The following is a 23,406-nucleotide window of genomic DNA, read 5'->3' on the forward strand; positions in this document are numbered from 1 at the left end:
CCTCGCCTCCGCTCATCGCCTCGCCCGCGCCGTTGCTCTCATCCGGGCTGTCCATCCGGCCGGTGCCATGGGTTTCGGGGCCATCTGCCGAGCGGGAATTGCGCATGTGTTCGGTGGCCGCCGCATGCGACGGGATCAACTTGTCGCGCACACGACCATCATTGCGCCACCATGCGTCGAACAACGCCCCGAACGCCGCGACCTCCTCCGCGCAGCCTGTGCAGACCGCCTGCAAGGCAAGGCGCGCCTCATCGGGATCGTGTGCCCCCACATGCGTCAATGCCTCGACGGCCAGAGCGGTCTCCGCGACGCCAAGACGCAAACCGTGCCCGCGCAGATGCGCCATGAACCCGGCCACCCGGGCATTAGGCCCCGGATCGCGCCCGGCAAAGCGTGTCACGCGGCTCATGCGGCGCGGCCCGCCAGCCGCTGCGCCACTTCGGTCGGAATGTTGTCGCGGTCGCGGCGTGTCTTGAGCAATGTGGCCAGCGTGGCCTGCAGCACCTGCGGATCCTCGGTCAGATCCGCGATGCCAAGACCCGACAAAGCGGCCGCGAAATCCAGCATTTCGGCGATGCCCGGGATCTTTTCCAGCTCTTCCTTCCGCAGGGCCTGCACGAAACCGACGATCTGCTGCGCCAGCACATCCTCGACACCCGGAATACGCGTTCGCAGGATCGCGAGTTCCGTGGCCCGGTCCGGATAATCCACATGCGTGTAAAGACAGCGACGACGCAGCGCATCCGAAAGGTCCCGTTGGCCGTTCGCGGTCAGGATCACCATCGGGCGCGTCGTGGCGGTGATGGTGCCAAGCTCGGGGATCGAAATCTGGAATTCTGACAGAATTTCAAGCAGATAGGCCTCGAATTCTTCGTCCGCACGGTCGATTTCGTCGATCAGCAGCACGGGTGCCACGGGCTGGCGGATCGCTTTCAGCAGAGGCCGCTCCAGCAGGTAGGCGTCAGAGAAGATGCGCGCCTCGACCTGTGCAGCGCTTTCGCCATCCTCTGCGGCGGCCCGGATTGCCAGCAGCTGGCGCTGGTAGTTCCATTCATAGATCGCCTGACCAGCGTCCAGCCCTTCATAGCATTGCAGCCGGATCAGTTGCGTGGATTTCACCGCCGCGAGCACACGGGCGACCTCTGTCTTGCCGACCCCTGCAGCGCCTTCAAGCAGCAGGGGCCGTCCCAGCGACAATGCAAGGTGCAGCGCCATCGATAGATCGTCTGACGCAACATAGCCCTGACTGGCCATGTCCGTCTTTAGATCACTCCACGTCATGCTCAGCCTCCCGACAATCCGTGCCCAGCGACCGGCCTTGCGCAGATCTCCGCACGGGCGCCGCCCGGGCGCGCCCTACCCATGCAGCCCCAGTCCCTCGGCAATGCGCCAGATCCGCCAGTGATCATGCGGCATGTGGCTTTGCTTCAGTCCGAAGGCGCGGAAGGCATCGTGCACCGCGTTCGAAAACATCGGCACGCCGCCCACATTGGGGCTTTCGCCGACGCCCTTGGCGCCGATGGGATGGTGCGGGCTGGGGGTTTCGGTGAAGTCGGTGGTGTAATGCGGCGTCTCGACCGCCGTCGGCAGAAAGAAATCCATCAGCGTGCCGGTCTTGCAGTTGCCCATCTCGTCATAGGCGATCTCCTGGCCCATCACGATTGCGAACGCCTCGGTCAGACCGCCATGCACCTGCCCTTCGATCACCATTGGATTGATGCGGGTGCCGCAATCGTCCAGCGCATAGACCTGCCGCACCTCGGTCTCTCCGGTATCGACATCCACGTCCATCATGCAGATATAAGCCCCAAACGGATAGGTCATGTTGGGCGGATCGTAATAGCTGACCGCCTCCAGCCCCGGCTCAAGCCCCGGAATGGCCTGATTGTAGGCGGCATAGGCGATTTCCTTCATCGTCTTGAACCGCTCGGGGGCGCCCTTGATCACAAAGCGGTCGACGTCGAATTCCACGTCATTGTCATGCACTTCGAGCAGATAGGCCGCGATCATCTGCGCCTTGGCGCGGATCTTGCGCCCCGCCAGCGCCGTCGCCGCCCCCGCGACCGGGGTCGAGCGTGACCCGTAGGTGCCAAGGCCATAGGGGGCCGTGTCGGTATCTCCCTCCTCGATGGTGATGCTGTCCGCCGGGATGCCTATCTCGCTCGCCAGGATCTGGGCGAATGTCGTCGCATGGCCCTGACCCTGGCTGATCGTGCCAAGGCGGGCGATGGCACTGCCGGTCGGGTGGATGCGGATCTCGCAGGAATCGAACATTCCCATCCCGAGGATGTCGCAGTTCTTGACCGGCCCGGCCCCGACGATCTCGGTAAAGAACGACAGGCCGATTCCCATCAGCTTGCGCGTCTCGCCGCGCCTGAAGGCTTCGACCCTTTCGGCCTGCTCGGCCCGCAGTGTGTCATAACCGACGGCGGCAAGCGCCTTGTCCCACGCGGTGTGATAATCGCCCGAATCGTATTCCCAGCCCAATGCGGAGTGATACGGGAACTGGTCCTTGCGGATGAAGTTGATGCGGCGCAGTTCGGCCGAATCCATGTTCAACTCCTGCGCCAGCCGTTCGATCATGCGTTCGATGAAATAGGCGGCTTCGGTCACGCGGAAGGAACAGCGATAGGCCACGCCCCCCGGCGCCTTGTTGGTATAGACCCCGTCCACGCCCACGTAAGCCACGGGAATATCGTAGCTTCCCGTACAGATGTGAAAGAACCCGGCGGGGAACTTGGTCGGGTCGGCGCAGGCATCGAACGCGCCGTGATCGGCGGTCACGTGACAGTGCAGGCCGGTGATCTTGCCCTCTTTGGTGGCACTGATCCTGCCCTTCATCCAGTAGTCGCGGGCAAAGGCCGTGGCCATCAGGTTCTCCATCCGGTCCTCGACCCACTTCACCGGCTTGCCGGTCACGATTGAGGCGACGATCGAGCAGACATAGCCCGGATAGACCCCCACCTTGTTGCCGAAACCGCCGCCGATATCGGGGCTGACCACGCGGATGTTGTGTTCCTCGATACCCGAAAGCAGCGATGCGACGGTGCGCACCACATGCGGCGCCTGAAAGGTGCCGTAGAGCGTGAGCTTGCCGTTCACCTTGTCCATCGACGCCACACAGCCGCAGGTTTCAAGCGGACAGGGATGGGTGCGATGGTAATAGATCATCTCTTCGGCGACGACCTCGGCCTCGGCCAGCACCGCCTCTGTTGCGGCCTTGTCGCCCTCTTCCCACAGGAAGATATGGTTGGGATGACGGCGTTCGCCATGCGCGCCCGAGGTCTGACCGGCCAGATCCTCACGCAGCACGGTGTCGGATTCCAAGGCCATGAACGGATCGACCAGCACGGGAAGTTCCTCGTACTCGACCTCGACCAGTTCAACTGCATCGGCGGCGACATAGCGGTCGCGGGCGACCACATAGGCCACCTCCTGCCCCTGGAACAGCACCTTGCCATCGGCCAGCACCATCTGCTTGTCGCCCGCAAGCGTCGGCATCCAGTGCAGGCCCAGCGGTTCGAGATCCTTTGCCGTCAGCACCGCAATGACGCCATCCAGCGCCATTGCCGCATCGGTGTTGATGGAGACCACCCGGGCGTGGGCATAGGGCGATCGGACGAAATCGCCGTGCAGCATCCCGGCCATCTTGATGTCGTCGACGTAATTGCCCTTGCCTTGGGTGAAGCGCACATCCTCCACCCGCTTGCGCGAACAGCCAAGGCCCTTGAGATTTGCGATGCGGTTATCGCGTTCCGGTGAGAGATCGTTCATTCTGCGGCCTCCCTGGCGGCGGACATTTCGGTGGCGGCGGCAAGCACGGATTTCACGATGTTCTGGTAGCCGGTACAGCGGCAGAGGTTGCCGGCCATGCCAAAGCGCACCTCTTCCTCGGTCGGGTTGGGGTTGTCCTCGAGCAGCTGGATCGCCCGGGTGATCATCCCCGGCGTGCAGAAACCGCATTGAAGCCCGTGATGTTCCCGAAACGCGTTCTGCAAAACATGCAGACTGTCCGGGGTGCTGATCCCCTCGATGGTCGTGATGGAGGCTCCGTTGGCCTGGGCCACAAAAACGGTGCAGGATTTCACGGACTTGCCGTCCATCGTCACTGTGCAGGCGCCGCAATGCGATGTTTCGCATCCGATATGCGGCCCGGTGATGTTCAGCCGCTCGCGTAGTACGTGGATCAGCAATTCGCGCGGCTCTGCCAGAAGATCCTGTGCCTCGCCGTTCACGGTCAGGGTGATCTGCATTTTCTTCGACATGGGTCGGCTCCTTTACGTGCGGGACCAAGCGCGGGAAATCGCGCGGGACAGGATGACGCCAGCCACATGGCGCTTGAAGGCGACGGGGCCTCGATTATCCTCGCCCGGGTCGATATCCGCATCCATCGCCGCCATGGCGGCCTTGATGGCGGTATCGTCACAGGCCGTCCCGACAAGCGCCTGCGCTGCCGCCTCGGACCAGACCGGCACATCGGAAAGGTTGGTCATCGCGATGGAGGCAGATGCGCAGGTGCCTCCCTTTCTGGTCAGCAGCACCGCAGCCGCGGCAGTGGCATAGTCGCCGATCTTGCGCTTCTGCTTTTCATAGGCATAACCGCCCGTGGTTGCCGGAAAGCTGATCGCGGTCAGGATCTCGTCATCGGTGCGGGCGGTCATGTAAGCGGCCTCGTAAAACGCGCGCGCAGCCACACTGCGGGTGCCATCGGGGCCGACAAGGGTGAATTCGGCGCCCAGGCATTGCATGAGGCCTGGCATGTCGTTGCCGGGGTCACCATTCGCGACATTGCCGCCGATCGTGCCCATGTAACGGACCTGCGGGTCGGCAATCTGCAGCGCCGCTTCGCGCAGGATGGGGGCGGCGCAGGACAGCCCGGCATGTTCGATGATCTCGTGCTGCGTGACCATCGCGCCAAGGCGCAACGTGGCGCCGTCGATAGTTATTCCGCGCAGGCCGGTGATTGCCTGAAGGTCGATCAGATGCGGCACCTCGGCCATGCGCAGCTTCATCATCGGAATCAGGCTGTGGCCCCCCGCCATGACACGCGCATCTTCGCCATGGGTCTGCAAAAGGCCGAGAGCGTCCTGAAGGCTATCGGGACGATGGTAGTCGAAAGCTGCCGGAATCATGTGATGCTCCTCCCGTCGCATGTTTCTGCGTCTTGCCAAAAGACTAGGCAGGCCACTGGAAAAACGTTCAGGATTTGAGCGGATTGAGGATTTTTTTGCACGAAGTGCGAAAGTGCTGCACGAAATGCGAAGCTGCTGGATCACCCGATCAGCGCCCGACAAACAACCGCGCGGAATTAATGCGCCGCCCTTCAGCAGGCCCGAAGATCCAGAAGAGCGACGCGACCGAAGGTCTTAGAACGCCCAGCCACTCTTCCCCTCATGGAAGTTGAGGGGTTCTCGAGCGAGTGTTATAATGCCAGCGACCGGGTGACCCTTCCAGTAAAGACCCCGTCAGCGCCTAAGCGCGGCGCGCACCAACTGGAGCTTGGAGCGGCTGACAGGGGCCTTTTTCAGGGGTTCGAAGCTGTCGAAATAGACGATGCCGTTATCCTTGAGCCGTTCGAACCGGGTCACATGCGCGGGATTGATCAGATAACTGCGATGTGCGCGGATGAAGGGGCCGCCGCGCAGATGGATCTCTGCCTCGGTGATCGACCAGGCGCAGAACAGCTTGGCGTCGCGGGTGTAGAGAAAGGTGTAGTGCCCCTCGGCGCGGATCACCCCGACTGTGGTCGGCGACAGGAACAAGGTGCGACCGTTCTGCTCGTAAGGGATCTGACGAGGTGACGCGGCGCGCGCAGCAATGGGAAGGTCCGCCGCAGGCTCAGGCGGTCCAAGGACGCTCGGCTCATCCTTGGGCTGCGCGGGCGCGAGAAGGGTTACCCCGCTCAGCAGGAAGGCACCGCATAGCACGAAGCTGGTCAGCACCACGCCGATGGCCATCACCTCATTTCCGATCACGGGACCGACGTCACGGACGACTGGCGATGCGGTAAAGCGCGAGCCAAGGATGGCGACGAAGTGCACACAGAACACCGCCAGACCGAAGCCCACAGTGCCCAGCAGCAGATTGCGCTGGGTGCGCTTGCCATAGGCGAGCCAAACCGCCCCAGTGCTGAGCACCAGCGACCCCACCACCGCAATGGTCAGTCCCAGCGGCGTGTAAACTGCCCGGCAGAGTTCAAGGCCGGCCATGCCGATATAATGCATGGCGACGATGCCTATGCCGATGATAGCCCCCGCAAGCGTCAGCGTGACTGGGGTACGTGAGCGAAAATGCAAAAGCAGCAAGGAACAACCGACAATCAGGATCGCCACCATTGCCGAAATCAGCGTGATGACCGCGTCATAGTAGAAAAGGATCGGAAGCTGGAGCCCCAGCATCGCGACAAAATGCATAGACCAGATGCCCCCTCCCAGAGCAACAGATGCCATCGCAACAGAAATTTTGCGTTTTTCCAAAGACTTGTCGCGCAGCCCACTGGTCAGGGACAGGCCCGTAAATCCCGCCATCAGCGCCACGGCAAGCGAGGCGGCCACAAGCCAATGATTATGCGTGTAATTCAGAAACTGCATGATCTATGATACTCTGTTGCGAGCTCGTGTCACAAGCTGCGCCATTTACGTGCTCCTGAGCGAACCAATAATCCGCACAAAGAAAATTTTGATCTCGTACAGTTAGCCGATCAAGCCATATGGCACTAAGCTTGGCTATTAAAAGGTCTGGGCAGGGAAACCCAAAGGAATTTTTCGGTGGAAAGGCCTGTCATGCGGGTTGGTAAGTGCATTTGTTGTTTCCGCGCTGGCAGATGCTCTTGACAAGGTGGTTTTCAGTGTAGTTTCGCCACGTTTTGACCGCTCCGCCAAGCCCGGCTTCGAGCAATTCGCAGACTGCGCGGGATAATTGCGCCCACCCCAAGGGACCTTCTCAACCTTTTTTGAAATTTGCGGCACTCTATCTTCAACATTGCGCGCGCGCATTGCTAGGTCATCTTGCGGTGCACGCCGAATCGGATCGCCTGACCCAACTCGGCCTCCTCACCTTTCGGGCGTTCAATGCCATCTTAGCCCGGAATGCAGGTGTATGCTGATTTCGTCTCGACATCTTTCGTGGTGATGATCAGCAAATAGCAAACCAGAGCTTGCGTCGTTGCGGAGGTTTCTGGGACTCGCTCACGCCATCGTTTTGTCATGAACTGGCGCGATGTTGAGGATCTGCGGGCAAGAAATTTTGGTATGCAACTTTCAATACTCTCGCGACACACCCTCGCCGGGAAATAGCATCAGTCGCCACATAAAATGCTCGCAGGCTGAAAAGATGCGAAATACGGCAGCACCATCAAAGTGATGCAAGAGAATGTCTTTTAGAGACCCCCGATTTGCCACAATCGAGCCCTCATAGCGTCCGATTGCGGGGCTAGACAGACAATGTTCCCAATCAGTGTCCACCGGAACAACGTCTTTCAAGCATGCGCACTGCATGTTCGAGCCCACGTCCAATTCGAGCCGTTTCTCGAACCACCTCAAATAGGGATTGTGTCATGAACCGTCATGCGTTTGCGCAATTGTTTCTCTGCGCTTTTTTGATCCTCGGTCTTACAGTTGCTGCTGTTCGTCCGTCTGTAGCTGCTCAACCGAGGGGACTGTCAGATAATGTACTGGTCATAGGAACAGATCGCGGTGGCCTGCTGAGAGCGCGTTCGCAATTTGTCGAAGAACTTCGGCGCAATGGCCGTCGCGTGGAAATTCGCGGAGAGCTTTGCCTGTCCTCTTGCACGATGTTCCTTGGGGCTGCGGATGTCTGCGTCAACCCACGCACTGTATTTGGCTTTCATGGTCCGAGCTATTATGGTCGTAAGCTCCCAGCCGATCAATTCGAATACTGGTCGCAGGTTATGTCGAAGAACTTCCCCCCACACTTGCACAGCCAATTCATGAAAACTTGGCGTTATCGCATCGACGGGTATGTTAGCATCACAGGCGTGCAGCTGATAAATATGGGGTATCGTTCCTGTTAGGGTCACGATTCATAACCAATAGATGACAAGAGCTGCAAGGGCGATGGCAGAGAGGAATACCTTGGGACAGCGGTCATAGCGTGTCGCGAGGCGCCTCCAGTCCTTGAGCCTGCCGAACATGATCTCGATGCGGTTGCGCCGCTTGTATCGGCGCTTGTCGTATTTCACCGAGGTCTTCCGCTGCTTTCGACCCGGGATGCATGCCTTTTTCCCTTTGTCTTTCAACGCTTCTCGGAACCAGTCTGCATCATAGCCGCGATTCCCGAGCAGCCAATCGACCTTGTGCAAGCTACTGAGCAAAGCTCGCGCGCCGATGTACTCGCTGACCTGCCCGGCGGTGACGAACAGGTCGAGCGGGCGACCCTGACTGTCGCAGATGGCGTACAGTTTGGTGTTCATGCCGCCCATGATGGGACCGATCAGGCGACCACGCCCCCTTTTTTCATGCCCAGACTGGACGCCGTGCGATGTGCCTTCAGGTAGGTCGCATCCACTGCCCGGCAGTTGATTGCGCAGCAATCAATGAGAGGGGATCATCACTGTATTCTTCTCGCCGTGCAGGGCGGCCAGGCCCGCCATCATCCGCGCAAAGATATCTTTCTCGCTCCAACGCTTCCAGCGGCTGTAGAACGTCTTGTGGGGGCCATGCGCGGAAGGAGCGTCACGCCAGCGCAAGCCACTACGATTAATAAAGATTATGCCGCTCAGCACACGCTTGACATCAACCCGGGGCTTTCCGTGCGACCTCGGAAAGAAGGGTTTCGGACGCGCAATCTGCACGTCGGTCAGCCAGAAAAGATCGCTCATGTCAGCCACGTCTGGATCAGGTTGGTGCTCATCGCATAGCGCCGCGCCACCTGAGCAACCGAAACGCCTGGCACGCGCGCCTGCGTGCAGAACCTCCGCGACCTGTCGGTCAAAGTCGCGTGCCATCAGCCCTGGGCCCAACAGTTTCAGACAATGCATTCACTGCCCGAGAGGGGATCGCCAGGTGCATCGGGCCCTGCGCGCCGCGATATGAAATGTTCACCGCAAGCTTCCTCTGACGCTCGCAGATGGTGCTGAAATCAGGCACGTACCAGTCCAACCGTGTCAGCCGAAGCAGGCTTTCGACGAAGCCCCTCGTCTGGCAAAGCGCCATGCCGAACACGCCCGGGGCTCAGCCGGTTCAGGGCTGAAACGATCACCAGAATCGTTTCCGGGACGCCCTTCACCCGTCATGGTAAGGCACATCTGGATTGCAGCGTCACTGAATGTCAGTGATCTGCCCCTCTTGCCGAAAGGTTCGGCATCCCAGTTCATCTCCGGATCGAACCAACCTCTCGTGACATTGCTGTGCAATGCACTGCCGGTCAGTGAATCGTCACGGACCCGCGGCGCTTCAGCGCGGCGTTGCAAGCAGCCCACTTCCTCGTCTTATAGGTAGGAGATGTCGGTTTACTCATGCGGGCCAGAGACCAAACTGGATTCTCAACGTGAATCCCTTGCCCGCTTTGTGCAACAGAGCCCGTTGTTGTGCAAAAGACGTGAAGCGTGGACCTTCCCTTTCCAGAGAAGAACCCATCCTTCAGGCTATGTGATCGAGATGCCGACACAAGTGTATCAGTGCAGCAGGGCCGCGCTGACAAAGAGTTCGAAAATTGACAGTAAATTCGCGGTCCGTTGGAGTGACCTGAAATCTGTGTATCTGGTCTGGCTCATGCGGTTTTCAGACAGGGTCAAATATTAAAGCGCTCGTCGAACACGATATCGAATTGATTGCGGAGGGTAGACCAGTCTCTCACATTTCCGCCCGCCTTTCTCGAAGTTGCGGATCTCCAGGTAGATCAGCTTTGTGGCGGCGTGTTCGGTCGGGAATGACCCGTGCGTATTGATCGATTTGCGGATCACGCGGTTCAGACATTCAATCGCGTTTGTGGTGAAGATGATCTGGTGAATGGGCTGATCGAAGGCAAAGAACGGGATCACCTCTTGCTGGGCCCTGCGCTAAGTCGGGGCGATGGAGGGATATTTGCCTGCCTATTTTTACTCGAACACAACCAGTCCGGCGGCGGCCTGATCAGGTCGGGCGGACCTGCAGGTCGCAAACGTCTTCCAGATGAGCCTGGCTGTCACGAACGATGCGACCAGCCGCAGATAAACCCCCTCCCGGCAGAGTGCTTCGCAAGCACCTGCAGGGCAATGGATGATCTTGGTATCTATGCCGTCGAGCCGGGTTTGGCCTTTCTTGACAAGTGCGGGCTCGAAATTGCCACCCCTGTCGGGAGGCTCGCAATCGCTACCTCGCCGTCTTGGCGCTTCAGGCCCTTGCTGGATGTCCAGTCGCGCCGGTTCGGCTCTGTATCAGCGACGCATCCTAGCCGTCCTCATAAACCCAACTGCGCGCTCAGCTCCGCGCCTGACATGTGCTCCATCAGCTTGATCTTCGATTTTTCAGACCGCCACCGCAAAGCAGATCGTAAGGCCGCTCGCAGCCCTTCAGGAACTCGTCCAATGGTTCTTTGGAAATCGTCATCCTCATTGACCCTCTCAGGAAGCATAGACCAAAGCCAAGTTACACAGACGATAGGACACTCTCTGACAAGATGATGCTGAACCAATACCAGCAGACATCAACATGCTGTTCAGCGACGATCCCAACAAGCTGGGCTTCTTTAAAGCTTGTATCGACAAGAGTGCGGGGAAACCTCGCGGCCCTTATTCGTTCAGCGTCCCGCTGCGGGCTCTGCCTCGCCGCAAATCTTTTGCCAAACTCTTTCTTTGCCGCAATGCGCAAGGATTGTGCGCGATGGCCGCGAACAGCACGAACTTCGGACATGTGGCGCGTCGCGGCATTGGCAGAGCTGCATTTCAGAAACATGCTCACAGATCATTCACGTAGACTCTTGTCCCGCTCGACTTCCCAAAATGTCCTCCCTAGCTTCCATTTGAAGGCGGTAAAAATGTGCGACGTTTGATCGATTCACATGCCGTTACATCGGGCTGGGGGGAGGCCAATGGCAGCTGATGATATGACGAGTGGAGGTGGCAATGCGCCCGCGCTCAATCTCATTTCGAGAATGAAGGCTGGCCTGATCGGTCAGGACGCATTGATCGAACGCCTGATGATCGCCCTTCTGACTGGCGGTCATATTCTAATTGAGGGGGCGCCCGGTCTTGCTAAGACGCGCTCGGTGCGGCGGCTGGCTGATGGGTTGGAATGTGATTTTGCCCGCATCCAATGCACGCCAGACCTGATGCCCGGCGATATAACGGGCATGCAGGTCTTTCGCCCCGACAGCGGCGATATGTCATTTCTGCCCGGTCCGCTGTTTCACAATCTGGTTCTGGTGGACGAAATCAACCGCGCCCCGCCTAAGGTACAATCTGCACTTCTGGAAGGCATGGGAGAAGGGCAAGTGACGGCTGGCGGCAAGACCCGTAAACTGCCTGAACCCTTCATGGTCATCGCGACCCAGAATCCGTTGGAGAACGAAGGCACCTTTCCCCTGCCAGAGGCACAGCTTGATCGCTTTCTGATGCATGTGTTGCTGGAATTACCCGAAGAGCAGGAAGAACTTGCCATCCTCAACCTGGTTGAGGATGAGCTGAAGGCCAATGTTGCGCCGGTTGGGTCAATTCTGGACCGCGCGACCCTGTCTGCAATGAAGCAGGACGTGTTAAAGGTGCATCTTTCGCCTGCGCTGAAGAAATATATCGTCGCCCTCGTGATGGGAACGCGACGCGATACCAATGACTTGTCTGTCGGAGGGCGTATCCGGCATGCAGTTTCCCCGCGAGGATCACTCGCGCTGGCTGCCAGTGTTCGGGCGCGTGCGTTTCTACAAGGGCGGGCGTTCGGCCTGCCCGAAGACGTGGCCGCATTGGCACCGGATGTTCTGTGCCATCGGCTTGTCCCGACCTGGCGCGCGCAGGCGGCTGGGGAAACCGCGCGTTCTCTGTTCTCCGAGGTACTCGGATCCGTGAAAGCATTGTGAGCAGATCCATGTTGCAGGACAGGACGACATCACACAGTGGCACCGAGGTCAGCACCGAGCGGTTGATCGCGATGGCAGGCTATGCCGGGCTGTCTCAGGATGTGAATTTTGCCCGATCCGTCGTCGGTTCCGCCTCGGGGCCGAAACGCGGCGAAGGTGGTGACATCTATGATCTGCGACCCTTTCAGGAAGGGGACGATCCCCGTCACATTGATCCGGCCGCCTCGGCGCGCAGCGGGAGGCCCCAACTGCGCAACCGCCATGAACAGATGGATCGCACGGCCCTTCTCGTCGCTGACTTTCGCTCTTCCATGCTCTGGGGGACCAAGGGTCGTCTGCGGTCCGTCGCTGCAGCAGAAGCATTGTCGATGGCAGGCTGGCAGGTGGTGGCCGATGGCGGTCAGGTCGGGTGCCTCTGCTGCTGGGACAGAGGTGTCGAGACCCGAGCGCCCAAGCCGCGCGAGGCCGCCATGCTGGGCATTACAGAGATATTGGCGCGTCTTCATGGGTTCGCTATGGATGCGGCCAGTGACGCCGCCGAACAGACAGGATCTGAGCCACTGACGCTTTGTGACATGCTGGAACGCGCCACAGCGCTGGCAAGACCGGGAAGTGACGTGGTTCTGGCAACCGGGTTTGACAACCCAGGCCCCAATTTCGCTGCCACCGCGACCGCCCTGATGCGCAAATGCCACCTGTCGGTGCTGCTGGTTCAGGACGCGCTGGAACTGCAGCCCCCCTCTGGCGTGTTTGCCGCGCGCATCAGCGGGCGGGTGCGGCGTGGCGTTTTCGGGCAGTCCACCTCTTTGGAACAGCTATCTGCGCTTGGGATCAGGGTCCGCCCGGTGAGCGCCGCACAAAGTATCGATATGGAGCTTTCGAGGTGACCGAAGCAGAGTTGATAAACCTGCTGGCCCCAATACGCATTCCCGCCCGGTATGCCGATTTCAGGCTACAGGATGCCTTGTTGGCCCTGTCGCTTGGGCTGATCGCAGGGCTTATAATCGCCAGGCTGAACAGCGTGCTGACCCAACGCAGGCTGCGCCCGATTGAAGAGGTTCAGGCGCAGATCGCGCATCTGTCCCGGCAAGCCCCCGATGAGCGGCTGGTTGGTCTTGCCGAATTGCTGACACGCTACGCGCCCGAACAGGTGTCGCAGCTGAATGTTGACGCCGCGCTTTATGACCCCGCGCAGCAGATCGCCCCGGAACCAATCGAAGCGGCAATCCGCAGTGCCGCAAAGGGGCGTATCGCATGATCAGTTTCGCCTTTCCATGGGCAGTTTTGTTTTTGCCGCTGCCGCTGCTCTTGCTTTGGGTGCTGCCTGTCAAGGAGCAGCCCAGCGGTGCCTTGACGCTGCCCCCCGCTTTGGGTGCGGCGCTGAAACCTGCCCAGGCCCAGATTACCGTTCAGCGCGCCAGTCGCGTGGCCCTGATGCTAATCTGGGTTCTGTCAGTTCTCGCGCTCATGGGGCCGCGGCGGGAACAAGTGCTGGATGTGCTGCCTGCATCTGGGCGTGACCTCCTTTTGTCGCTCGACCTGTCGGGGTCGATGGAACGCGAGGATTTCACCCTCAACGGAGAGGTCGTATCCCGGCTTGCGGCGGTTCAGGCGGTGGCGTCGGAATTTGTCCGCGGGCGGCTAGGGGACAGCGTTGGTCTGGTGGTCTTTGGCGACAGGGCCTATGTCGCGGCTGCACCGACCCATGATGTGGCATCGGTGGCGCATGTGATAGAAACCACTATGATCGGGGTCTCGGGAAAATCCACCGCCATCGCGGACGGGATCGGACTTGCCATAAAGCGGTTGCGCGAGCGCGACGCCAAGAGCCGGGTGATCATCCTGCTTTCGGATGGGCAGGATACATCTGGCTCTACCGATCCTCTGGCCGCAGCAGATATCGCGGCCAGATACGGTATTCGCATCTACACCATCGCGCTAGGTCCAGCGGATCTGGAAAGCGATCCATCCTCGCGCGATGCGGTTGACGCCGCCATGCTGAGCGACATTGCCCATGCAGCGAACGGGCAGATGTTTCGCGTCAGGAACACCGAAGATCTGCGAACGGTGACGGACGCGATTGATGCGCTTGAACCAAGCCCGTCCAAAGCGCCCCCGATCGAAACCTGGCGCGAGTTTTGGATGTGGCCCGGCGGTCTGGCGCTTTTCCTTGTTGCGGCGTTGCTGCTGCTGTGGCGCGGGGAAGTGCGCATATGATTGATCTGGATGTGTTCGTTTTGTTGCGTCCGCTGTGGCTTCTGACCATTCCGCTGGTGCTCACCGCGGCGGTGATTGCGATGCGCAAGGCGGACGGGTTTGGCCGCTGGCGTAAGGTGATCGATCCCGAACTGTTGCCAGCACTGATCCGGTTGGGTCATGTGCAGCTCGGCGCCAGCGACACCCGTCCGTGGGTCATGGCGGCGGCCGCCTCGCTGATGGCCATTGGTCTCGCCGGTCCAGCTCTGCGCAACCCCGGCGCGCCGATCTTTCGCAACCTTGATGCCATTGTGATCCTGCTAGATCTGTCCCCGTCGATGATCGACGGCGGCGGGCTGGGTGACGCGCAGGCCGCGGTGGCGCGGTTGCTGGACCGAAAGGGCACCCGTCCTGTCGCCCTTGCCGTCTACGCCGGAGAAAGCTTTCTGGTCAGTGTGCCAACCGAAGATCCTCAGATGCTGAAATCTGCGATTGCGGTCATTGATGCCGATACTATGCCAGTTGCAGGCAGTCGGCCGGATCGTGCGCTGCAGCTCGCACAGCAGATGCTCCGCGACGCTCAGGCCGAAAATGCGGATGTGATCGTGGTCAGCGACGGCGATGGTTTCGGACCGGATACTCTATACGAGGTCGACGCATTATTTCGGCAGAATGTCCGCATCTCCGCCGTTTTTGTGGATCACCAGACACCTCCCTTTGGCATGCCGCCGGCCACCCCTCAAATGTTTGAGGCAGCAGTGCAGGCCGGCGGGGGGATCTTGGTGAACGCCCGTGACACACGGCCGCTGGAACGCCTTCTGGCAGATCGTCGCGGTCTGAGCACCGCCGAAATGGCGCGGCAGGCTATCCTGTTTCGTGACTATGGCGTCTGGATCTTTGTACTTGGAATGCTGGCGCTGCTCCCCCTCTTCCAGCAAAGACGCGAAACATGAGGCGCGGGATCCTGATCATTCTGATCACTGCCACGCTCACCGGGGCAGCATCGGGGCGGGATGCCTGGGCCAAACTATTCTGGTGGGCCGGGGCGCCGCAGATCGCCCTGCCACTGATCTCAGACCCTGCGGCCAGAGGGGCCGCCTTGTATGAAATCGGCCGTTATGCCGAGGCAGATGCGGTCTTTGACCAAGTTGGTCGCAGCGCTACTTATGATCGCGCTCTCAGCCTTGCAATGACGGGAAATTATGCGCTGTCTGTTGCCTATTTTGATGCTGTGCTGTTTGCCAACCAATATGATGCCGACGCCCAGCATAACCGAAATATCGTTTCACAATTTGTAGAGCCGGTGATTGGAGAGGCCAATGGTCATGGCAGGATTGCAGCCATATTGAAGGCATCCGGTGTGAATACAAATGCTTTTGACCCCGAAAAACCTGACCAGAACCTTCTGGCGCAGGACCCACTTGATGGCGTCCGCCGTCTGGACCGCGCAGTTGACAACCGCACCGTCAGCGCGACCGAGGACTGGCTTGACACGCTCGCCGATGCGCCGGGGGCCTACCTGACGGGACGTCTAAGCGCGGAAATGGAACGGCGCCGCCAGACGGGGCATGCCCACAAGGAAGAGCAATCCAGATGGTGAGGATGGTCCTGCTTTTGCTCACCTTGCTTGTGGCAACTCCGGCACTGGCACAGGAGCCTGCAGAGGAGTTTGACGTACACTTCAACCTGATCCTTGATCCACGGGATACCGCCCCCCTGGAAGGTGAGATGGTGCTTGCAACCTTGCGGGGCGAGTACCGCGAGACCATCACAAATGAAGAGGTCAAGCTGCGGCCCATGACCGATTTTGACTGGATTCAGCTTGCCCCGGACCACTGGACCCGATTGCAGATCGCAGGTTTACCCACAGTGGTGATCGAGCGACGGATCGCGCTGTTTCCTAAACGGGCGGGCACAGCCACGATCCTGCCCGTCGCGCATGAACTGGAAGTCATGAACCGCGAAAATGTGCGGCAAAAGATACTTGTCCGCAGTGCACCAGTCACCATCGAGGTCAGTGCCAAACCAGCAGATGCCGGGTCCGACTGGCTGCCTGTACGCGCGCTCGAATTATCAGAAAGTTGGTCGGCTGATCCTGCCAAACTGATTGATGGACAGAATGTCCAACGTCGGATCGTGTTGCGAGCCCTTGGTGTGCCGCCTGAATTACTGCCCGAACAACCGCCGTTGCGTGAACCTTGGCTGATCAATTTCACCCCTCCGGAAGAGCGCAGCGTTCAGGTGACCAGCCAGGGGCCTGTAAGCACAGTGGTCTGGGTCTGGACCCTGCGTCCGATCACAGGTGAGCCCGGCGTTATCCCGCAGGCGGTCATCCCCTATTTCGATACGACGGATGGTCAGGCGAAATCTATCGTGATTCCACCCGCAACTATCGGCTATGCAAGCTTTGCCAACAACGAAACTGCGGGATGGCAGACAGGGTTTAAAGCGAATGCACAAATAGCGTTCGGTTTTCTGGCTGGACTGGGAATTGCCATCCCGATGACGTTGCGTGGCATGCGCTTCACATCTGCCCCGTTCCGCCGGCTCAGACGCTGTATCGCGCGGCAACAGAGGTTTGCACACTTCAGGCGGCTTGAACGACGCGGAGACGTTGCCGGTTTTCGGAAGGCAATGGCAGACTTTTTGAAATCTGAAACCACCTTGAACCTAGAGGAACGTCTGGCGTTGACCCAGCGGCTCGATAGCCTGATCTTTGCGGCAGACCCGCCAGTAAGAGGCGACGAAATGGCTGTGGCGCGGCGGATCTTGCGAGATTTTTAAAGAGACTTCAAAGCCGGATCTGTCGCACTTTCAGGCCGTTACGCATGCGCGCCCGCAGCACGTTATGCTTGAACATCGCCTGGAAAACTACCGTGATTGATTTCTCTGGTCCCACCCGGAAGGGCAGCAGGAGAGTCCGGCATCACATGCAAAACCCTACATCCGCAGTTTCCTTTTGTGATCGGGTCAAGTGACGAATAGAAGGATGACGATTAAAAGATAGCAGGTCGCGAAGATCAACACTGGCCTTGCTTTTCGAAGGATATCAATCAGGCCGGACATGTCAGGCCTCCTTGTTGCGGCGTCCCCGATCGAACCGGCCCGGCAAACCTCTGCGGAATGCCAGGCAGTGCCCACATCGAATCTCTTATCGTGCGACTTTTGGACAATGGCCTGAATCCGGACTCGACATTTATATGGACAGTGTCTCCCATAGCGATCATATCCGCCTCCCAAGCCACTGCCAGCACCTGTACGCGGGAATGATCCGTCCATGAAACATTCTGGCTTGCGGCAACGATGGTTAAAACGCCCAGTCCTGCTTCGTGAATCATTCCGAACACCTCTGTCCGGACAGCCTTTGAGGTTTCCGCCGGCGCGACCAGCAGCGCGCTTGCAATCTTGATTTGTGAAGATTGTGTCAAAACGCGCACTATAGCTATGGTGCCACCGGAATGTCCCACCAGACCAGCGCCGGGATGCACCAGAACTGCAACGGCAATTTCCGTCAGCCATTGGCCTGGGCAGGGCCGCGACCACGACTTCTGCCGGACAATGCGCCCCGATGAATCGACGCGTTCCCACCATTGCTGCCAATGGGGTGCGGCGAAGCCATACAGTCTGGGAATCAGAAGAGTGTTAATCATGAGATCCTCCTTTCCACAAATAACTATCATGTTTATCGTGTATTCGGTTCCAAATTTCCGACAGTTTGGATAACCTGTCTCTCTCGCTGATACTTGTGGCCGATTCGATAATTACAATTGCGGGAATGACGCAGGCTTGGCTCTTAAATGAAAGCCGGACGAATCCGTCGCCTCAGGCCACATCAATATCTATCGGCCAGGCTGTTGTCTGCCGGATCGATTCCATAGAGAATTTTGAGGTCACGTTGCGGCAAGCTAGAGTGCGCGTCAAATCCAGATAGAAACTGTCAAAGGTCGCCATGTCATGCACGACAACTTTCATCAAATAATCTACTTCTCCCGCCATGCGGTGAACCTCGACAATCACTGGAAAACCCTCGATTACTTTTCGGAACTCGGCGCGCCATTCGCGGGAATGATCCATGGCCTCAATCTCGACAAATACCGTCAGTCCAAGCCCGATCCTGTCTTGATCGACAAGCGCGACCCGCCCCATGATCACGCCTGCCGCTTCCAGCTTTTGAATCCGCTTCCAGCACGGAGTCTGTGAAAGCCCTACCCTTTCGGCCAGCTGCGCCACTGGGACGGTAGCATCCCGCATTAGCTCGTAAATGATCTTGCGGTCGATGCGATCCAGAGTGTCTTTCGTCATCCATGCTGCCTTTTCATGACTTTGGCCAAGTACAATGTCAGTCTCTTGAACGGGCTTCCTGATCTGCTTGAGCCTGCCAAGCCATCAGCCCCCTGCCCGACTTACGATTGTCACCATGATGCCCCACAGTACTAATTGCAGGCAGGGGAAAGATCCGCGACCCAGGCCGCAGATGTGGTCATCAGGTCATTGTGAACTCGCGAACGAAGGTGCTGGCGGGGCGTGCACGGATGTCCGCAGGTCTGCCCACTTGTTCGATCCTACCCATCGACATCACGACAACCAGATCGGCAAGTTCCATTGCTTCCTCCTGATCGTGAGTCACGAAGATCGTGGTCAGCCCCGTCGTGTCATGGATGTCGCGCAGCCCTTGGCGCAGTTCTTTGCGCACCTTGGCATCGAGCGCGCCGAAGGGTTCGTCCAGCAGCAGCATGCGCGGCTCGATCGCCAGCGCACGGGCAAGCGCCACGCGCTGCCGCTGCCCGCCTGACAACTGGCTGGTGTAGCGCGCACCGATGTCGGGAAGCTGGATAAGGTCGAGAAGGCGGTTCACCCGGCGACCGATCTCGGCCTCCGTCGGGCGTTCGCGGCGCTTGCGCGCGCGCAGTCCATAGGCAATGTTCTCGAACACGGTCATGTGCTTGAACAGCGCGTAGTGCTGGAACACGAACCCGGCGCGGCGTTCCTGCACCGACAGGCCGGTGGCATCCTTTCCATCAAAAAGCACACGGCCAGAGGTGGGAAATTCCAGACCGCCGAGGATGCGCAGCAGCGTCGTCTTGCCTGACCCAGACGGCCCAAGCAGGGCTATCAGCGCGCCGGACGGAATGGAGAGGGAGACGGGATGCAGCGCCCTTGAGCTGCCGAATTCCTTGGCCAGTTCTTCGATTTCGATATACATGGGGTATCCTTTTCAATGGCGACGGGTCGCAGCCAGAAGCGCCGAATAGCGCCATTCCAGCACGGATTTCAGGATCAGTGTTAAGAGCGCCAGCAGCGCCAGAACAGCAGCGAGCGAGAAGGCCGCTACTGAAAGATATTCGTTGTAAAGCATCTCGATCATGATCGGCATAGTGGTAGTCTGTCCCCGGATCTTGCCCGAGATGACCGCGACCGCGCCAAATTCGCCCATGGCGCGGGCATTGCAAAGCAGCACACCGTAGAGCAGTGCCCAGCGGATATTTGGCAGCGTCACGGTGAAAAATGCGCGCCAGCCTGTGGCACCAAGCGTCAGCGCGGCTTCTTCCTCGGCTTTGCCCTGTTCGATCATCACCGGGATCAGTTCTCTTGCGACAAAGGGGAAAGTCACGAACATCGTGGCTAAAACGATGCCGGGAAAGGCAAAGACTATCTTCAGGTCATGCGCGACAAGCCAGGCGCCAAAGGTCGAATTGGCCCCGAACAGCAGCACAAGCGCCAGCCCCGCCACCACAGGTGAAACCGAGAACGGCAAGTCAATCAGCGTGATCAGGAATGCCTTGCCGCGAAAATCGAATTTGGTGATCGCCCATGCCGCCGCAATGCCGAAGGCAGCGTTCAGTGGCACGGCAATAGTCGCAACGATCAGCGTGAGGCGGATCGCAGAGCGGGCGTCTGACGAGGCGAGGCTTTGGATCGCAGCGCCTGCCCCTTGGCTGAGCGCCTCGGAAAAAACCGCGATCAGCGGCGCGAACAGCAGGACCGAGATCAACACGATGACCGTGCAGATCAGAAGGCGGCGCGCAAGAAGCGGTTCCGTGGTGACCCCCAAGGGAGGTGTCATTGCAGTGTCAGACATGACGTGCCCGCCCTTCTTGCGAGAGGAGTGTTGAGTCAACTCCGAAGGATCGGGGGACATGGGCCCAGGAAACGGCCACGAGTGCGAGACCGAAAATTATGGCGGGGCCAACGGCTATCCAGAGGGTCACGATCACCCAGAGCGGCTTTCCGGTTATGAGAGCGACCGCAATCAGGGCCAAGGTCATAACAGAGCCGAGGCCGCAGAGGGCGAGACCGGATCCTTCGGGGAGGCACTCGGCGTCACGTGACGCGGGGTGCATTTCATCAAGCTTGATGTCAAACAAGGCCAATCCTCCGTCTGCTCCATATTTGAATGATGTTGATGGCCAGCAGCATCGCGAAGGAAATCAGGAGCATTGCGATCCCGATCGCAGCGGCCGCGTCGTAATTGTATTCCTCAAGCCGGATGACGATCAGCAGCGGCGCGATTTCCGTCAAATTGGGGATGTTGCCCGCGATGAAGATCACCGATCCGTATTCTCCCACCGAACGTGCCATCGCGAGCGCGAAGCCGGTCAGAAGCGCTGGGGTCAACGTAGGCAGGATCACCCGGCGCAAAGTGTAGATGCGCGCGGCGCCAAGTGTAGCGCTGGCTTCTTCGAGTTCGCTCTCCAGCTCTTCAATCACCGGCTGAACGGTGCGAACAACGAAGGGCAGTCCGATAAAGATCAGTGCCATCCAGATTCCAAGTTCGGTATAGGCGACCTGAATGCCGAGCTGCGCCAGCGCCTGCCCGAACACGCCATTTGGCGCGTAAAGCGCGGTCAGTGCGATGCCCGCCACCGCCGTAGGCAAGGCAAAGGGCAGATCGACCGCCGCGTCGATGAATCTGCGGCCCCAGAAGCGGTATCGCACAAGCACCCAAGCCAGGATCAGCCCGAAGACAAGGTTGAAGATCGACGCCACCAAGGCCGAGCGGAACGAGAGACCGAGCGCAGCCCAGACCCTGCGGGAATTCACCATATCCCACAGATCCGCAGGACCGATTGCAATGCCCCGGCCTAGAAGCGCGCCGATGGGCAGAAGAACCACGATGGACAAGACCGCCAGCATGATCCCGAAGCTCAGCCCAAACCCAGGCATGGGAGAGGGAGAGCGCCATGTATTCGCCCTCATGACCTATTCCTCGTAGATCTGGTCAAAGAGGCCGCCATCACCGAAAAAGGCGGGTTGCACCTTAGCCCATCCGCCAAAATCGGCAATTGTCAGCCGCTTCAGATCCGGAAAACGGGCGATATCTTCGGGCGCTGCGGCCGAGGTGTCCCAGGCGCGGTAGAAATGTTTGACGGCAAGCGCCTGCGCTTCGGGGCTGTAGAGATATTCGAGATAGGCCTGCGCCGCCACGCGCTGAGCATCGGATGTGATGTTGCCATCCACCAGCGTGACGGGCGGTTCGGCGAGAACGGATACGGACGGGACCACGATATCGAACGCGTCTTCGCCTTGTTCCTGCAGCGCCAAAAACGCCTCGTTCTCCCAGGCTAGCAGGACATCGCCGATTCCACGCTGGGTGAAAGTGGTGGTTGATCCGCGCGCACCTGAATCGAGCACAGGCACGTTGCGGAACAGGGCGGTCACATAGTCGCGTGCCTTGTCTTCATCCCCATCATATTCCTCCAGCGCCCAAGCCCATGCAGCCAGGAAATTCCAGCGCGCACCGCCTGATGTCTTGGGGTTGGGTGTAATCACCTGAACGCCATCCTTCACGAGATCCCCCCAATCCGACAGGCCCTTTGGGTTGCCCTCCCGCACCAGAAAAACGATGGTCGATGTGTATGGCGAAGAGTTGTGCTCAAGCCGAGACTGCCAGTCTGCCGGGATCTTGCCGGTGCGCTCTGAAATGGCGTCGATATCGGCAGACAGGGCCAGCGTCACGACCGTAGCGTCAAGCCCGTCGATCACCGCGCGCGCCTGCCCGCCGGAACCACCATGGGACTGGTTCACGCTCACCGCAGGGTTTCCCTGCGCCGTCCACCAGTCGTTGAACAGGTCGTTATATTCCCGATACAGTTCTCGCGTCGGATCGTAGGACACGTTCAGGATTTCGACGCTGTCCTGCGCCCGAGCGGGCGATGCGGCACCCGCCGAAAGTCCCAGCGCCGTAAAAATAGCGACCAGCCCGCTGCGCAAGCCCCCGGAAGAAAGTGCGCGGATGACCGGGTTGGCCAGTGGAACCGATGCACCCGAGGCTGTGACCGGCTTGCCAAAAGAACGCAGCACTTCTCCCTCGATTTTTACTTGCCCGTGGCAAGGCCTTTTCATGACCGTGCCTGGCGCCTGCACATCTTTGCCGAATTCGATGATGCTTAACATTTGATATCCTTTGCTGAACCCTGCGAAATTTCGTCTCGTGCCACACCCAAAAGGCACGACGCCGCCTGACACGTTAATAACGACAGAGTTAATCGTCTTTTGCAAAGGAAAAATCACGGCGTTTTTAGTCGTGATTAGAGAACCCTATTCTCCAGTGTCCTCTTCAAGAAGATTGGCCTCTGGCAGACCGAAGCGCTCCAGAGGGTTGGACTCTTGTTGAAGATCGGCCAAAGTGAGTGATTCCATCATCAGAATATAGGTGGCATAAAACCCGCCAAATACCGCACGGACCCGGCAACTCGCTTCATCCTTGCAGTCCTCGCAGGGCTGATAGGCCCTGCGTGACAAACATGGCAACGGCGCGAGCGGCCCGTCGATCAGACGGAGAATCTCGGCGATTGAGATGCGCCGCGACTCCTTGATCAACTCATAACCGCCGCGCCGACCACGCCTGCTTCCGATAAGACCGGCCCGTTTTAGGTCCAGTAAGATATGCTCGAGAAAACGTTTCGGCGCCCCGGACTTCTCTGCAATTTCTTCGATCGTAAACGCCCCGCCGCCAATCGACTTTTCATCGGCAAGCACCATCAGCGCCTTCAGGGCATATTTTGTCTTGTTTGTGATCATCTTGATCAGTTAGCTCCGAAAATCAGCTATAACAAGATCGAGATTTAGAGGATCATGATGGAAGCCAAGCCTCGAGCGCATGCCAAGATGGCGGTCACATCATCAATGTCGCACGGAAGAGGCGCTGTTGCATAAATCTGAAACTGGCCGCAGCTCCCCTTTCCCCGGACACACTTATCC

At 59.1% G+C, this 23,406-nt stretch carries 24 protein-coding genes and 3 pseudogenes; 10 read left to right on the plus strand and 17 right to left on the minus strand.

The genetic code is table 11. From position 1 onward, the window contains the following. The 6 genes and pseudogenes from P775_RS11515 to P775_RS11540 all read right to left on the minus strand — a co-directional run. Window positions 1–409: pseudogene (locus P775_RS11515) on the minus strand (carbon monoxide dehydrogenase); the annotation flags it as partial. Next, window positions 406–1,281, minus strand: coding sequence for an AAA family ATPase (locus P775_RS11520; RefSeq protein ID WP_099911143.1), 876 nt, complete (start codon window positions 1,279–1,281; stop codon window positions 406–408). The gene P775_RS11520 and the pseudogene P775_RS11515, both read right to left, overlap by 4 nt. Window positions 1,282–1,356: 75 nt before the next feature. Continuing rightward, window positions 1,357–3,774 (minus strand): aerobic carbon-monoxide dehydrogenase large subunit, encoded by a 2,418-nt coding sequence (locus tag P775_RS11525; protein WP_099911144.1) that lies wholly within the window; start codon window positions 3,772–3,774, stop codon window positions 1,357–1,359. Further along, entirely contained in the window at window positions 3,771–4,265 is a 495-nt protein-coding gene (locus tag P775_RS11530) for a (2Fe-2S)-binding protein (protein WP_099911145.1), read from the minus strand. Before P775_RS11530 ends, P775_RS11525 begins: the two co-directional genes overlap by 4 nt. Before the next feature lie 12 nt (window positions 4,266–4,277). Beyond that, window positions 4,278–5,132 (minus strand): FAD binding domain-containing protein, encoded by an 855-nt coding sequence (locus tag P775_RS11535; RefSeq protein WP_099911146.1) that lies wholly within the window; start codon window positions 5,130–5,132, stop codon window positions 4,278–4,280. A 333-nt stretch (window positions 5,133–5,465) separates the two neighbouring features. Then, on the minus strand, window positions 5,466–6,590 hold the full coding sequence (locus P775_RS11540) for an MHYT domain-containing protein (protein ID WP_099911147.1): 1,125 nt from the start codon (window positions 6,588–6,590) through the stop codon (window positions 5,466–5,468). A 965-nt stretch (window positions 6,591–7,555) separates the two neighbouring features. Here P775_RS11540 and P775_RS27570 point away from each other — a divergent pair. After that, window positions 7,556–8,032 carry a hypothetical protein gene (locus P775_RS27570; protein WP_143520881.1) on the plus strand — a complete coding sequence of 159 codons (477 nt, stop codon included), beginning with the start codon at window positions 7,556–7,558 and terminating at the stop codon, window positions 8,030–8,032. A gap of 9 nt (window positions 8,033–8,041) precedes the next feature. Here the strand turns inward: P775_RS27570 and P775_RS29425 are convergent, their stop codons facing one another. From P775_RS29425 to P775_RS28920, 4 genes and pseudogenes are all read right to left on the minus strand, one after another. Continuing rightward, the gene (locus P775_RS29425; protein ID WP_281256077.1) at window positions 8,042–8,551 is read right to left on the minus strand and encodes an IS5 family transposase; all 510 of its coding nucleotides are present in this window, start codon (window positions 8,549–8,551) and stop codon (window positions 8,042–8,044) included. After that, entirely contained in the window at window positions 8,552–8,839 is a 288-nt protein-coding gene (locus P775_RS29430; RefSeq protein WP_281256078.1) for a transposase, read from the minus strand. It lies immediately after the preceding gene. 145 nt (window positions 8,840–8,984) lie between these two features. Then, window positions 8,985–9,477, minus strand: a pseudogene (locus P775_RS11560) (transposase); the annotation flags it as partial. A 273-nt stretch (window positions 9,478–9,750) separates the two neighbouring features. Continuing rightward, a pseudogene (locus P775_RS28920) lies at window positions 9,751–10,045 on the minus strand (transposase); the annotation flags it as partial. A 604-nt stretch (window positions 10,046–10,649) separates the two neighbouring features. Here P775_RS28920 and P775_RS27575 point away from each other — a divergent pair. The 8 genes from P775_RS27575 (at window position 10,650) to P775_RS11605 (ending at window position 16,989) form a co-directional block, all read left to right on the plus strand. Beyond that, entirely contained in the window at window positions 10,650–10,913 is a 264-nt protein-coding gene (locus tag P775_RS27575; RefSeq protein ID WP_143520882.1) for a hypothetical protein, read from the plus strand. A gap of 115 nt (window positions 10,914–11,028) precedes the next feature. Beyond that, window positions 11,029–12,009 carry an AAA family ATPase gene (locus P775_RS11575; protein WP_245875648.1) on the plus strand — a complete coding sequence of 327 codons (981 nt, stop codon included), beginning with the start codon at window positions 11,029–11,031 and terminating at the stop codon, window positions 12,007–12,009. Window positions 12,010–12,017: 8 nt separating this feature from the next. Further along, window positions 12,018–12,896, plus strand: coding sequence for a DUF58 domain-containing protein (locus tag P775_RS11580; protein WP_099911150.1), 879 nt, complete (start codon window positions 12,018–12,020; stop codon window positions 12,894–12,896). Continuing rightward, window positions 12,893–13,267, plus strand: coding sequence for a hypothetical protein (locus P775_RS11585; RefSeq protein ID WP_143520883.1), 375 nt, complete (start codon window positions 12,893–12,895; stop codon window positions 13,265–13,267). Before P775_RS11580 ends, P775_RS11585 begins: the two co-directional genes overlap by 4 nt. Continuing rightward, the gene (locus P775_RS11590; protein ID WP_245875649.1) at window positions 13,264–14,226 is read left to right on the plus strand and encodes a VWA domain-containing protein; all 963 of its coding nucleotides are present in this window, start codon (window positions 13,264–13,266) and stop codon (window positions 14,224–14,226) included. Before P775_RS11585 ends, P775_RS11590 begins: the two co-directional genes overlap by 4 nt. After that, a complete protein-coding gene (locus tag P775_RS11595; RefSeq protein ID WP_099911152.1) occupies window positions 14,223–15,158 on the plus strand; it encodes a vWA domain-containing protein in 936 nt (311 codons plus the stop codon). Before P775_RS11590 ends, P775_RS11595 begins: the two co-directional genes overlap by 4 nt. Beyond that, window positions 15,155–15,805: a hypothetical protein gene (locus P775_RS11600; RefSeq protein WP_099911153.1), complete on the plus strand. Its 651-nt coding sequence runs from the start codon at window positions 15,155–15,157 to the stop codon at window positions 15,803–15,805. Before P775_RS11595 ends, P775_RS11600 begins: the two co-directional genes overlap by 4 nt. A 128-nt stretch (window positions 15,806–15,933) precedes the next feature. Further along, window positions 15,934–16,989 (plus strand): hypothetical protein, encoded by a 1,056-nt coding sequence (locus tag P775_RS11605; RefSeq protein WP_245875650.1) that lies wholly within the window; start codon window positions 15,934–15,936, stop codon window positions 16,987–16,989. Between the two features lie 269 nt (window positions 16,990–17,258). On the opposite strand, the gene P775_RS11610 is transcribed toward P775_RS11605, so the two are convergent. The 4 genes from P775_RS11610 to cysW form a co-directional block, all read right to left on the minus strand. Next, a complete protein-coding gene (locus P775_RS11610) occupies window positions 17,259–17,855 on the minus strand; it encodes an RBBP9/YdeN family alpha/beta hydrolase (RefSeq protein WP_180287418.1) in 597 nt (198 codons plus the stop codon). A 172-nt stretch (window positions 17,856–18,027) separates the two neighbouring features. Further along, window positions 18,028–18,507 carry an Lrp/AsnC family transcriptional regulator gene (locus tag P775_RS11615; protein WP_099911156.1) on the minus strand — a complete coding sequence of 160 codons (480 nt, stop codon included), beginning with the start codon at window positions 18,505–18,507 and terminating at the stop codon, window positions 18,028–18,030. Window positions 18,508–18,688: 181 nt separating this feature from the next. Next, entirely contained in the window at window positions 18,689–19,408 is a 720-nt protein-coding gene (locus P775_RS11620; RefSeq protein WP_099911157.1) for a sulfate/molybdate ABC transporter ATP-binding protein, read from the minus strand. 12 nt (window positions 19,409–19,420) lie between these two features. Next, complete coding sequence (gene cysW, locus P775_RS11625) at window positions 19,421–20,284, minus strand: sulfate ABC transporter permease subunit CysW (RefSeq protein WP_180287419.1); 864 nt, start codon at window positions 20,282–20,284, stop codon at window positions 19,421–19,423. 58 nt (window positions 20,285–20,342) lie between these two features. On the opposite strand from cysW, the gene P775_RS11630 reads away from it, so the two are divergent. Then, entirely contained in the window at window positions 20,343–20,534 is a 192-nt protein-coding gene (locus P775_RS11630; protein WP_099911158.1) for a hypothetical protein, read from the plus strand. 28 nt (window positions 20,535–20,562) lie between these two features. Here the strand turns inward: P775_RS11630 and cysT are convergent, their stop codons facing one another. The 3 genes from cysT to P775_RS11645 all read right to left on the minus strand — a co-directional run bounded on the left by cysT (window position 20,563) and on the right by P775_RS11645 (window position 23,226). Next, entirely contained in the window at window positions 20,563–21,402 is an 840-nt protein-coding gene (gene cysT, locus P775_RS11635) for a sulfate ABC transporter permease subunit CysT (protein ID WP_099911159.1), read from the minus strand. Window positions 21,403–21,405: 3 nt separating this feature from the next. After that, window positions 21,406–22,599, minus strand: coding sequence for a sulfate ABC transporter substrate-binding protein (locus tag P775_RS11640; RefSeq protein ID WP_245875651.1), 1,194 nt, complete (start codon window positions 22,597–22,599; stop codon window positions 21,406–21,408). Window positions 22,600–22,743: 144 nt separating this feature from the next. Next, window positions 22,744–23,226 (minus strand): RrF2 family transcriptional regulator, encoded by a 483-nt coding sequence (locus P775_RS11645; RefSeq protein WP_099911160.1) that lies wholly within the window; start codon window positions 23,224–23,226, stop codon window positions 22,744–22,746. Between the last annotated feature and the right edge of the window lie 180 nt (window positions 23,227–23,406).

The organism is Puniceibacterium antarcticum, assembly GCF_002760615.1.
Lineage (GTDB): Bacteria > Pseudomonadota > Alphaproteobacteria > Rhodobacterales > Rhodobacteraceae > Puniceibacterium > Puniceibacterium antarcticum.